Annotated in this window: 13 protein-coding genes; 7 read left to right on the top strand and 6 right to left on the bottom strand. The window is 69.7% G+C overall.

Going from position 1 to position 9,818, the window contains the following annotated elements:
• The first annotated feature begins 295 nt into the window (after positions 1 to 295).
• The 4 genes from DQW85_RS00985 (at position 296) to DQW85_RS43990 (ending at position 2,640) form a co-directional block, all read left to right on the top strand.
• Positions 296 to 709, top strand: a complete 414-nt coding sequence (locus tag DQW85_RS00985) for a hypothetical protein (protein ID WP_113698596.1) — start codon at positions 296 to 298, stop codon at positions 707 to 709.
• Positions 706 to 1,536, top strand: a complete 831-nt coding sequence (locus tag DQW85_RS46350) for a helix-turn-helix transcriptional regulator (protein ID WP_240196838.1) — start codon at positions 706 to 708, stop codon at positions 1,534 to 1,536. The genes DQW85_RS00985 and DQW85_RS46350 overlap by 4 nt, the downstream gene beginning before the upstream one ends.
• Positions 1,537 to 1,819: 283 nt before the next feature.
• The gene (locus DQW85_RS43995) at positions 1,820 to 2,146 is read left to right on the top strand and encodes a hypothetical protein (protein WP_162794631.1); all 327 of its coding nucleotides are present in this window, start codon (positions 1,820 to 1,822) and stop codon (positions 2,144 to 2,146) included.
• Complete coding sequence (locus tag DQW85_RS43990) at positions 2,104 to 2,640, top strand: site-specific integrase (RefSeq protein WP_162794630.1); 537 nt, start codon at positions 2,104 to 2,106, stop codon at positions 2,638 to 2,640. The genes DQW85_RS43995 and DQW85_RS43990 overlap by 43 nt, the downstream gene beginning before the upstream one ends.
• 185 nt (positions 2,641 to 2,825) lie before the next feature.
• Here the strand turns inward: DQW85_RS43990 and DQW85_RS00970 are convergent, their stop codons facing one another.
• The 5 genes from DQW85_RS00970 to DQW85_RS00950 form a co-directional block, all read right to left on the bottom strand.
• Positions 2,826 to 3,605, bottom strand: coding sequence for a lipoprotein (locus tag DQW85_RS00970; protein WP_162794629.1), 780 nt, complete (start codon positions 3,603 to 3,605; stop codon positions 2,826 to 2,828).
• 168 nt (positions 3,606 to 3,773) lie between these two features.
• Entirely contained in the window at positions 3,774 to 4,535 is a 762-nt protein-coding gene (locus tag DQW85_RS00965) for a hypothetical protein (RefSeq protein ID WP_113698593.1), read from the bottom strand.
• Positions 4,532 to 4,969, bottom strand: coding sequence for a hypothetical protein (locus DQW85_RS00960; RefSeq protein WP_113698592.1), 438 nt, complete (start codon positions 4,967 to 4,969; stop codon positions 4,532 to 4,534). The genes DQW85_RS00965 and DQW85_RS00960 overlap by 4 nt, the downstream gene beginning before the upstream one ends.
• 140 nt (positions 4,970 to 5,109) lie before the next feature.
• A complete protein-coding gene (locus tag DQW85_RS00955; protein ID WP_113698591.1) occupies positions 5,110 to 5,502 on the bottom strand; it encodes a RidA family protein in 393 nt (130 codons plus the stop codon).
• Entirely contained in the window at positions 5,499 to 6,086 is a 588-nt protein-coding gene (locus DQW85_RS00950; protein ID WP_113698590.1) for a DinB family protein, read from the bottom strand. Before DQW85_RS00950 ends, DQW85_RS00955 begins: the two co-directional genes overlap by 4 nt.
• Before the next feature lie 61 nt (positions 6,087 to 6,147).
• On the opposite strand from DQW85_RS00950, the gene DQW85_RS00945 reads away from it, so the two are divergent.
• The 3 genes from DQW85_RS00945 (at position 6,148) to DQW85_RS00935 (ending at position 8,960) form a co-directional block, all read left to right on the top strand.
• Positions 6,148 to 7,146 (top strand): helix-turn-helix transcriptional regulator, encoded by a 999-nt coding sequence (locus DQW85_RS00945; RefSeq protein ID WP_113698589.1) that lies wholly within the window; start codon positions 6,148 to 6,150, stop codon positions 7,144 to 7,146.
• 405 nt (positions 7,147 to 7,551) lie between these two features.
• Positions 7,552 to 8,190, top strand: a complete 639-nt coding sequence (locus tag DQW85_RS00940) for a nucleotidyltransferase domain-containing protein (RefSeq protein ID WP_240196837.1) — start codon at positions 7,552 to 7,554, stop codon at positions 8,188 to 8,190.
• Entirely contained in the window at positions 8,187 to 8,960 is a 774-nt protein-coding gene (locus DQW85_RS00935; RefSeq protein WP_113698587.1) for a nucleotidyltransferase domain-containing protein, read from the top strand. Before DQW85_RS00940 ends, DQW85_RS00935 begins: the two co-directional genes overlap by 4 nt.
• 103 nt (positions 8,961 to 9,063) lie before the next feature.
• Here DQW85_RS00935 and DQW85_RS00930 read toward each other — a convergent pair whose 3' ends face one another.
• Positions 9,064 to 9,642 (bottom strand): helix-turn-helix domain-containing protein, encoded by a 579-nt coding sequence (locus DQW85_RS00930; RefSeq protein ID WP_113698598.1) that lies wholly within the window; start codon positions 9,640 to 9,642, stop codon positions 9,064 to 9,066.
• Between the last annotated feature and the right edge of the window lie 176 nt (positions 9,643 to 9,818).

Genomic DNA, 9,818 nt, shown 5'->3' with positions numbered 1-9,818 from the left:
ATCCACCAGGCAGAATTCGAGGCCTCACCAGGGCTTGCTCAACGTCGAGGTCGCCCTTCGGGCGGCTCAAGATAACGTTCGATTCTCAACCCTCTGTTGTCTCCGTCGCTCTTGACCGTTGGTCACGGCCAGACGACATGTCTGGTTGGCTCCACAGGCTTTCCAACCCGGGCGAATGGGTGGTTCCCCTGTCGCTCGAGGCCGGTCCGGATGAAGTTGTCGCGATATCTCCCCGTTCCGCACGGCTCTGCGGCATGGTTTCGTTGCGGTAGCGGTGTCCTCTCGAAGGGCCATCATGCACTGGCAGCAAGCTGTACTTCTGGGTGCGACTGGCGGACTGGTCGTCGAGATCATCGCCGTGTGGGCGAACCTGACCGCATGGCAGCGTGACCGTCACCGCATCCGCGCCAACAGCAGAAAACGCGCACTGCCACCCTTGACGAGGTACATCGACCCGCCGGCCGACGCTCTGGTCGCGCTCACCCGATTGCTGATGGGCGCTGGGGCTGGCTGGCTTATGCACGATCAGGTCACCGGCCCCATGGCCGCGATCGCGGTCGGAGCGGCCGCCCCGGCTCTGCTGCGTCAACTCGGTACCGCTCGCACCGTCCAAGAGGCTCTGCAGGCCAGTGATATCTCACAGGTGCCCCGTGCCGCTGACACCGTCGGCGCGTCTTCCAGGAATCTGGCCGAGGGGGCAATCGAATGACTGACCCCAACTGGTCCGCGATGAGACGGTTGGCCCTACGACACCGCTACTTGGCGGGACTAACTGGCGCCTCCGGCGGTGAACAGCCCGTCGGCGAGCGAGGGCGTGTCGGTTACAGCCTGCTGCGCCGCTATATCGCTGCCTTGGTGGGCGTTCGCCTGCCGCCGCGCGACACGCCACCGCCTGGAGGCGCACCGCCGCAACAGGTCACGGAAGCGCCGAAAACCGCCACGGTAAGCCCGCCGGACACCACCACAAGGAGCAGTGCCCGCAACCCTGACATCGATCGTGGGCACCAAGGCGCCGCCCTGCTGTCCACGATCGAGTCGGTGCTTGGCACCGAGCATCCCGACACCCTGACCGCCCGGTACAACCTCGCGCGCTGGACCGGGGAGGCGGGAGACGCAGCCGCAGCCCGCGACCAGTTCGCCGCCCTGCTCCGCATTCGTGAGCGGGTGCTTGGCACCGAGCATCCCGACACCCTGACCGCCCGGTACAACCTCGCGCGCTGGACCGGGGAGGCGGGAGACGCAGCCGCAGCCCGCGACCAGTTCGCCGCCCTGCTGCCCACGATCGAGTCAGTGCTTGCCGTCGAGCACCCCACACCAGCACCGCACCGTACGCCCGAGCTAACCCCGCAGGAGCGCGCGATAGCCAGGCTGGTCGCCTCTGGCATGAGCAACCGGGAGATCGCACGTGAACTAGTGCTAAGCGTTCGGACCGTGGACAACCACCTCCAGAGCGCCTACAAGAAGCTGGGCGTGACCTCGCGCGCCGCCCTCGCTGCCACGCTATCGGCCGCCGTGCGAAGTCAGCCTGAGGCGTAACTGAGGGAGAAGTTTCCCTTCCGGTCAGCGACCAGAGTGGGTTCACCTTCCCTTTGAAGAGGCAGTGACGAATGGCGCGGGGCGGGCACATGGTGCGAGTCATAGGATTGCGCGCTCCGAATCCTTGCAGGCGCGCGGAACTGCTTCCGAGATTACGAAGCGCCGTCCGGGCGCCCGCCCCACCCGGCTGCCACCCGCCTACGACACCGTGCTCGGGGAGTACGCCGCCGCGCTGGAGCGCGCGCCGTTGTAGGCCGAGACCCAGCGCACCTACTGTTCCCGGGTGCGCATGTACCCGGCGTGGCTGGCCGACCCCGCCGCCACCTACACTGCGGACCCCCTCGCCGACCGGCAAGCGCGGGACTGGGCGATGCGCGACTATCGCATGTGGCTGCTGCGCGACGGCCCGGCCAGGCGCAGCCGCGTCTTCGTCAACTCCGCCCTCACCGCGCTGGACGACTTCGGCACCCGGCGCGGCATGGGCAAGGCCGACGTCGCCCGCGAAGACCTGCCCAAGAACGCGCCCCGCGCGTTGGCCGAGCGCGCCCGCATCCGCCGGCTGCGCGCGTGGAGGCGCATCTGTCCCCTCGGGGCCGGTGTATCGCGCTGATCCCGTACTACGCCGGCGCCCGCATCAGCGAGGTCGTCCGCCTCGACGTCGGCGACGTCCAGATGTCGGCCCGCAAGGGCAAGCTGCGCCTGTACGGCAAGGGCGGCAAGTTCCGCGAGGTCGACATCTGCCCCAAACTCCGCACCGAGCTGCAGCTCTGGCTCGACGAACGCCCCGACTGGCCCCACGCCGACATCAGCCGAGCCCTGTTCCTCAACGCCAAGGGCGGACGGCTGAGCGTCCGCGCCGCCGGTGGCATCATCGCTGAGATCGCCCAGACGGCCGGACTGGACGATCCCACCACGGCTAACCGCAGGCTTGCCTGGGGAAACGCGCGTCAAGATCGACTCATGGCCGGTTTGGTCGATATCTCGGCTGGACCCGATGGCGATCCGGTGACCATCGCCAAGTGCATGCGTGAGAACGGCGTGCCGTCGTTCCCCGCCCCCGGCACAGACGGCGCCGTCGTGAGCCGCAGAGCAGCCCGAGCATGACCCTCAGCAAGTCCGGCGGCGATTGAGCGTGACACGCCCGGACGATCACGCTGGTGGCCGGAGGCGGCTTCCGAACCGAAGTCTCCTGGTTCACCGACGTCGCGTTTCTCCACGCCTGGATGAGTCAGCGGGGTCATGTCAGCATCGGGATCGGGATACCTGCGCCAAGTACATCGAGCGCGGGGTCACTTTGCCAGTACCCGGATCTGATCGGCCGGAGGAGCGGCCACGGTCGTGTCACCCCAATGGGAGTAGGTGATTTCCATCGGCGTCTTCGCGGTCAGCCGTTGCCGCACCGGCCGCCCCTGGCCATCGAGCCAGAGCTCGTACGTGGCCTGCGCGCCGAACTCCTTGAGCAACTTGTCGCGCAGCCGCGCCTGCGCCGCCTTGTCGCCGGCCCGGACCATGGCGTACTCGTCCTCGGTGTCCTGCACGAGCGGCTGCGGGTCGTACGCCTCCAGGAACGAACCGAGATCCAACCCGTCGAGTGCCGCCCGCACGTCGATGGTCACCGTGTAATGGTCGAGTCCGCCATCGAGTGCGGGGCTGCTCACTTGTCCCCGCGCTGCCAGCAGTGCGTACACCCGATGGCTGTTCACCAGCGCCATAGCCTCGTCTGTCACCATGCCGATGCCCATGAGGTTGTACGGCTCGTGCTCTTTGGTGATCTTGTCCCAGGTCTTGCCCGGCGCCACCTCTTCCCCCAGCATCTGCATATACGCGGCACCCCCCGTCTGGATGAGCCGTCCACGCAAGCCCCCGCCCAGATCGGCGGAGACATCCTGGTCCTGCCCCTTGATGACCACGGTGGCGCTCTGGGCCCCCTTCTTCGCCGTCCGCGTGACGTCCGGGTGTGCCTGCAAATACGTCCCGACATATCCGGCGATCTCAGGGGCGGTCTTCGCGCCCGAGTCACAACCCGCCACCACCAGCGCCAGCACGATGAACATCACATATCTGCGCACGCCCGGCATGCTCGCACAGCTGCGTGCAGAACCCTACGGGCGCGACGTGCAGATCGCGTGCAGAAAACCTGTCCATACCCCCGAAGCCGCGTCGACTCCGGAGAGTTCTTCCCGTCGGCCAGGTCCCATACGGCGATGTATCCACGGGCGCGAGCATCAGGGGGCGGTTCAGTTGTTGGGGTCGAGCCAGAAGGGGTCTTCCCAACGGGCCTGCCAGGTGAGGCCGAGCAGCCACACCCGGTGCAGGAGATGCTCGGGTGCGCCGTGGGCGCGCAGGCGCTCGGGGGCGTGCCGGAGCAGCCAGGCGGTCAGCGTGGTCCGGGTGGCTTCTTCGTCGTTCCAGGTGTCCCACGGGAGTTGGTCTCGCAGCAGGTCGTGCTCCCAGTAGGCCACGGCTTCGGTCAGCCGTTGGTCGGCGAGGGGGTCGTGCAGCGTCTGCCAGATGGCGAGCCAGGGGTCGAGGGTGGCGAAGGCTTCGGAGCACGCCTCGAGCACCTCGTAGGCGGGGACGGCGGCGTCGGGGCTGGTGAGGCTGGAGACCCACCACGCGTCCAGAAATCTCTGGACCGCGTCGGTCTGCTCTGCGGGCCAGTGCTGCCAGTCGGCGTGGGCGAGTGAGCGGCCGACGTTCACCATGCCGATCAGGGGTTCTGCCTGGCCGTTGACGAGGACGGAGGCGAGCTGGGGCAGGATGCGGCGCAGGACCGATGCGTAGTCGTCCCAGTCGGAGGTCCACCAGGTGCGCCGCAGGAGGTCGGGGTCAAGTTCCACGTCCGCCGTCTTGAGCAGGGCGAGTTCTTCGGCACTGCCCCAATGGCACTCGCAGTTGTGCTCGTCCGGGTGGGCGGTCATTCCGCGGAAGGTAGTGGCCAGGTCGTCGAGGGCAGCGTCGAGGGGGCGGCGTGCGAATGTCTGGTCGGGGTCGGTCATAGGTCGGCCTTGGAGGACTCCGGGGACTCGCGCCCGCCGAAGATCGTTACCTTACCGGACTTGGGGCCATGAGCGTCTGTTACGGCATCTGAGCTCCCCGGGGCACCACCCCCAGTCACCGAGTCCAGCATTTGGCGCACCGTCGCGGTGATCAGATTGTGAAAGGCGGCGCCGCGGCTGCCGGCGTCGATCTGGTCGGCGAAGGCGAGCTCGGCGGGGTGGGGCGGGTTAGCGTGGGGCATCTCGGAGGGGCCATCCGTTTTGATGGCGAGCATGGCGAGCATGGCGAGCGCGGTGCGCAGCTGGTCGATGCGGTGCCGGGCGTCCGGCCCAGCGATGCCGATCGTGATCGTGGAGTCGGTGGCCTGGTAGGTGGTGTGGCGCTGTTCGGCGGCGGTGCGGGCCGCGGCATGGACGCGGCATGGACGCGGCATGGACGCGGCATGGACGCGGCCGCGCAGCCGGGTCGCCTTGACCGGGTCGGCTTCGCGGTCGAGGCCGTCGATGGTCAGGTAGCACAGGAACGGGCCCGGCGCGTCGAACCCGCGAGTAGGGCCCCGGAGCCCCGGTCGTCCTATTCGGGGATGATCGCTACCGCGTCGATCTCCACGAGCGCGCCGGGGCGTGCGTGTCCCGCGGTGGAAACGACTGTGATGGCGGTGCGGTGATCACCCCACACTGAGCGTGAGGCCGCGTATCCCACCTGTGCGTCGACCCCATGGACGAGGTAGATGTTGAGTTTGACGACGTGCTCGGGATCGGTGCCCGCGGCGGCGAGCACGGTCAGCACGTTTCGCATTGCCTGGATGGTCTGCGCCTCGATACCGTCGAGCAGGTTTCCGGTGCGGTCGGTGCCGAGCTGGCCACCGACATAGAGCGTCCGGGCAGCGGGTGCGATCACGCCCTGCGTGAAGGCGGGGTTGCTGTGGAGTTCTTCAGGGTCGAGGTGTGTCGTCTTCGCGGTCATGAGTCTGCCCTGGGGTTGCCGGGTTTCGTGTGCAGGTAGAGGTCGCGCAGCAGGCAGACCTCGGACAGGTGGTGGATCAGCTCGCGGTGGATGTGCAGCACCAGATCGGCCATGGGCGCCTCGGGGAAGGGCTCCTTCGCGCCGATCGGGACCCGGAGCCCGGCCTCGCCGAGGCCGCGCACCCCGCTCAGCCAGACGTCGAGCTGGGCTTCGAGCTGGTCGAGCGCGCCGGCCGCGCTGCCGGCGTACTCCCAGCTCTGGTACGACGCCGCCGGCGCGCCGAAGTGCGCCGCGTTGCGGGCGGCGAGCACGCCGACGATGACGTGACCCAGTCGCCAGGCGATCGTGGTGAAGGCCGCGGGGACCGGTTGGGGGAAGGCGTAGTCCATCGTGAAGTCGCCGGCACCGGCCTGCATGGGCGCCGTCGAGGTGTCGCGCGGCCGCACGCTCCAGGCGTCCGGCGCCGGCGACCAGAAGTACTCGTCGTCGGTGAGGCCGTCGAGCCGGCCTCGGAGCTGATGGTTCCAGTGGACCTCCCACTGCTCGCGCAGCGTCCGGTTCCAGTCGAGTTCGTCTGCGGTCATGGAACCACCCTGACACCTCTAGCGGACACGATCGGTCCGCTTTCCTGGCAGGGTGGGCGATATGGACGTGGCGCGCGGTGATGAGCGGGGGATGACGGAGCGGGTGCTCACCCTGCTCGGGCTGCTGGAGCGACGCCGGGTGTGGACCGGCCCCGAGCTGGCCGATCGGCTCGGGGTGACGCCGCGCACGGTCCGGCGTGATGTCGAGCGGCTGCGCGCGCTCGGCTATCGGGTGCATGCCAGCCAGGGTGTCGGAGGCGGCTACCAGCTCGGCCCGGGACAGGATCTGCCGCCGCTGCTTCTCGACGACGAGGAGGCGATCGCCACCGTGGTCTCGCTGCTCGCCGGTGCGGGTGGCGCGGTCGCCGGCGCCGGCGACGCCGCACTCCGGGCCCTGACCAAGCTCGACCGGGTGCTGCCCACCCGGCTGCGGCACGAGGTGCGCGCGCTCTCCGGCTCGGTGGAGTCCTTCGGCGCAGGCCGCACGAGGGTCGACCCCGAGATGCTCATGACGCTGGCCAGAGCCTGCCGCGACGAGGTCGAGGCCGGCTTCGACTACCCGTCCGGGGGCCAGGTGCGACGGCGGCGGGTCGAGCCGTACCGGCTGGTCGCCTCCGATCGGCGCTGGTACCTCCTCGCCTACGACCTCGATCGCGACGACTGGCGCAGCTTCCGCGTCGACCGGATGAGCGATGTGTCGGCACGGACCTGGCGTTTCCGCCCGCGCGAGGCGCCCGACGCGGCGACGCACGTGCAGGAGGGTGTGGCGAGTCGGGTCTACGCGCACCAGGCGCGCTTCCTCGTGCACGCGTCGGCCGACACGGTGCGCGCGCAGATTCCGGCGTCGGCGGCCGTCGTACGACGGCGAGGGGGCGAGCTCTGCGAGGTGCTCAGTGGCGCCGACAGCCTCGACTTCGTGCTCATGCACGTGCTCCTGCTGGGGCACGACTTCGAGGTACTCGACCCTCCGGAGCTCGCGAGACGCTGTCGCGCGCTGGCGGAGAGACTCCTGTCGGCCGGAGCGACGATCTCACCGGTGCCGGACATGGAGGGGTCATGAGCCGCGACCACGCCGGCGCCGAGGAGCGCTTCCAATGCCCCTGTCCCGATGATCCGGTCCTCGGCAAGGCGCTGTTCCGCATGTCGGCCTTGAGGACAGGGCGACCTGGCGACAGGAAGGGCGGCCAAGCCGACCAGGCGAGTGCGGCTGTGGGAACGACCGTGCCCACGCGAATCTCGGGCATCGGGCGATATGTCCCGTACCGTGTACGATCAAGGCGGCTTCTGGGCGTGCTCGAGATCGGCTGGCCCGTCCTGCGCCCTCGGAGGCCGCGCGACCTGTTCTTACCTCGGCCGGGGGAGGGAGATCCGTGAACGGTGCCGGCGAATCCCCGCCGCGCCGCCACGGCGACGTGCGGGGGCTCGACGCGACCCGGCCGTGCCTCGAACCACCCGAAGGGCCGGCGTGGGCGACGACCTGATCCTGTCCGTCGTCGTGGGATCGCGGGCGTACGGCCTCGACACCGAGGGCTCCGACACCGACCGGCGCGGGGTGTTCGTGGCGCCGACCGAGGGCTTCTGGCGGCTGGACAAACCACCCACCCACCGGAACGGCCCGCTGCCGGAGCAGTTCTCGTGGGAGGTGGAACGGTTCTGCGTGCTGGCCCTCGCCGCGAATCCGACGGTGCTGGAGTGCCTGTGGTCGCCGCTCGTGGAGGTGGTCACGCCGGACGGCGAGCGGCTGCGCGCGCTGCGGGGCGCGTTCCTGTCGCGGCGGGCGCACGAGACGTTCGCCGGCTACGCCGACGCCCAGTTCCGCCGCCTCGACCCGGCCGCGCCGAAGTGGAAGCAGGCAATGCACATGATCAGGCTGCTGCTCAGCGGCCTTCACCTGGTCCGGCACGGCGAGCCGCTGGTGCGGATGGACGCCCATCGCGACCGGCTGCTGGCCGTCCGCCGGGGCGAGGTGCCGTGGGCGGAGGTCGACGCCTGGCGGACCTCGCTGAGCGCCGACCTGGCAGGCGGGCCGGGTGTGCTGCCGGACGTACCGGATCGGGAACGAGTGGAGGGCTTTCTGATGGACGTGCGCAAGGGGCACCTGTGAACCTGCCCGCCTGGCTGCCGGAGCTGCCCGGCGAGCAGCCGCACCCGCTGGCGTTCGCCACAGTCAGCGGCGCCCACCTGTACGGCTTCCCGTCGGCCGACTCCGACGTGGACGTGCGCGGCGTGCACGTGCTGCCCGCCGAACAGGTCGTGGGACTGCGCACCGGTCCGGAAACTCTGGAGCGGACGTGGACCCGTGAGGGCGTCGAGGTGGACCTCGTCACGCACGACCTGGCCAAGTTCTGCCGGTTGCTGCTGAACCGCAACGGCTACGTGCTGGAGCAGCTCCTGTCACCGCTGGTCGTGACCTCCTCGCCGCTGCACGGGGAACTGGTCACGCTCGCCGCGGGCTGCCTGACCCGGCACCACGCCCACCACTACCTCGGTTTCGCCCGGACGCAGTGGCGGCTGTTCGAGCGGACGGGCGAGCTGAAGCCGTTGCTGTACACGTTCCGGGTGCTGCTGACCGGTCTCCACCTGATGCGGGCCGGGGAGGTGGAGGCCGACCTGACACGCCTGTACGGGTACGGCCCGGCGTACCTGCCGGACCTGGTCGCCGCCAAGCGTGAGGCCGAGCACGGCGCCGCGCCGGAGGTGCCGGGCGCGGCCGAGGACGTGGCCCGCCTGACCGCCGAACTGGCCGAGGCAGGCGGGACGTCGGCGCTGCCGGACGCGGCCACGGCCCAGGAACCCCTGCACGAGCTGGTGGTACGTACCCGGCTCCGTCTCGGCGACCCGTGGCAGGTGACACCGTCGCTGTCCGGCAGGTGATCAAAACTATCCTGTTGCGTGAACTACCGGGTCGACGACTCCGGCGAACTGGCCCTGGGCTGAGCCGCCCTCAGGTTCGGGGAGCGGCGCCGACCGCCATGCGCTACGTGGCGAGCGGTTTGGCGCGGACGTGTACGCGCTCGCCCTGCGGCCCGAACAGGCTCAGGATCTCCACCTGCTCCTCCCCGGTGCTGCCGAACCAATGCGGCAGCCGCGTGTCGAACTCCGCCGCCTCTCCGACCTTGAGCACGATGTCATGCTCGGCGAGCACCAGCCGCAGCTTCCCGCTGAGCACGTACAGCCACTCGTAGCCCTCATGCGAACGCGGATCGGGTTCGCGGCGGGTGGTGGCGATGACCATCTTGAACGCCTGCACCCCGCCGGGCTGCTGGGTGAGCGGCACGACCGTCGAGCCCACGAGCTTGATCGGCTTCAACCGCACCCGTGGGTCGCCCACCGCCGGCGCGCCGACGAGCTCGTCGAGCGGCACCTGGTAGGCGCGCGCGAGCGGCAGCAGCAGCTCCAGGTTGGGTCTGCGCTCGCCGGATTCGAGGCGGGACAGGGTGCTGGCCGAGATGCCGGTGGTCTCCGCGAGCTGGGTCAGTGTGGTGCCGCGCTCCTTGCGCAGGGCGCGCAGCCGCGGGCCGACGGAGGCCAGGACCGCGGCGTCGTCATTTGCCATATTGGCAAGTTTACTTGGCGGACTTTGCCGGTCGGGAGCACCCTTGGCGAGGAGCGAAGGGAGACCCACGGTGGAAGAAGCGTACGACGTGGTCGTGGTGGGCGGAGGCGCGGCCGGGCTCGGCGGCGCTCTGGCGCTGGCGCGGGCGCGGCGGTCGGTGCTCGTGGTCGACGCCG

The sequence above is a fragment of the Nonomuraea lactucae genome (genome assembly GCF_003313395.1).
GTDB classification, from domain to species: Bacteria; Actinomycetota; Actinomycetes; order Streptosporangiales; family Streptosporangiaceae; genus Nonomuraea; species Nonomuraea lactucae.
Note: the sequence above shows the minus strand (reverse complement) of the source record. Positions and strands in the feature narration are given on the sequence as shown.

Coding starts and splice junctions, on each gene's coding strand:
- DQW85_RS00985 (WP_113698596.1), top strand. CDS start 296: ATGCACTGGCAGCAAGCTGTACTTCTGGGTGCGACTGGCGGACTGGTC.
- DQW85_RS46350 (WP_240196838.1), top strand. CDS start 706: ATGACTGACCCCAACTGGTCCGCGATGAGACGGTTGGCCCTACGACAC.
- DQW85_RS00965 (WP_113698593.1), bottom strand. CDS start 4,535: ATGACCGACCCCGACCAGACATTCGCACGCCGCCCCCTCGACGCTGCC.
- DQW85_RS00960 (WP_113698592.1), bottom strand. CDS start 4,969: ATGCCGCGTCCATGCCGCGTCCATGCCGCGGCCCGCACCGCCGCCGAA.
- DQW85_RS00955 (WP_113698591.1), bottom strand. CDS start 5,502: ATGACCGCGAAGACGACACACCTCGACCCTGAAGAACTCCACAGCAAC.
- DQW85_RS00950 (WP_113698590.1), bottom strand. CDS start 6,086: ATGACCGCAGACGAACTCGACTGGAACCGGACGCTGCGCGAGCAGTGG.
- DQW85_RS00945 (WP_113698589.1), top strand. CDS start 6,148: ATGGACGTGGCGCGCGGTGATGAGCGGGGGATGACGGAGCGGGTGCTC.
- DQW85_RS00930 (WP_113698598.1), bottom strand. CDS start 9,642: ATGGCAAATGACGACGCCGCGGTCCTGGCCTCCGTCGGCCCGCGGCTG.